This is a genomic window from Streptomyces sp. SID14478, from assembly GCF_010548525.1.
Lineage (GTDB): Bacteria > Actinomycetota > Actinomycetes > Streptomycetales > Streptomycetaceae > Streptomyces.
In genome coordinates this window covers 1-716 of sequence record NZ_JAAGMG010001254.1, presented here as the reverse complement: position 1 = coordinate 716, position 716 = coordinate 1, and the positions used below count along the sequence as shown (strand labels likewise).

Annotated in this window: 2 pseudogenes; one reads left to right on the top strand and one right to left on the bottom strand. The window is 73.5% G+C overall.

Annotated elements, in window-relative coordinates:
• Positions 1-180: pseudogene (locus G3I40_RS40015) on the bottom strand (hypothetical protein); the annotation flags it as partial.
• Positions 181-320: 140 nt separating this feature from the next.
• On the opposite strand from G3I40_RS40015, the pseudogene G3I40_RS40010 reads away from it, so the two are divergent.
• A pseudogene (locus G3I40_RS40010) lies at positions 321-716 on the top strand (S-methyl-5-thioribose-1-phosphate isomerase); the annotation flags it as partial.

Below are 716 nucleotides of genomic sequence, written 5' to 3'. Positions count from 1 at the left end.
CGGGCCGGAGGGGGCGGACCACTGCGCGGGCGGCGGCTGCTCCTTGGACCACTGGGGCCCCCGGTCGGCATCCTGCGGGCCGGCGTCCTGGGCGTCGCTGCCCCGGCCGTCCTGACCGCTGTCGTCGGGGCCGTCGGAGGGGGCAGATCCGGGCGATGCCCAGCCCGGAGTGTCGTTCATCGTCGCTCCTTCAAGGTGCCCGTCCGCGGTCGCGGCGGCAGGTTGGCTGCCATCGTGCCATGGGGTGGGTGCCGGGTGACCTGGCCCCGTAGAGGCTGGACACCTTCAATTGTCGGGCCTGTACGGGGCAGACTGGGCGGATGGCTGATCAGTACGCGGAATCCGGCGAGGACATTCAGGCCAGCAAGGACAAACAGCCCAAGACCATGGACCTACCGGCGATCCGGTGGGAGGAGCCGGCCGAGGGACCGGTGGTGGTGCTGCTCGACCAGACGAGGCTGCCCGCCGAGGAAGTCGAACTGGTGTGTACCGATCCGCAGGGGTTGGTGCAGGCGATCCGGTCCCTGGCCGTGCGCGGCGCACCGCTGCTCGGCATCGCCGGAGCGTACGGGGTGGCGCTCGCGGCCGCTCGTGGGTTCGACGTGCCGGACGCCGCGGACGCGCTGGCGGGGGCGCGGCCGACCGCGGTCAACCTCGGGTACGGGGTGCGCAGGGCGCAGGCGGCGTACCGGTCGGTCCTCGGGGACGGGCCGGGC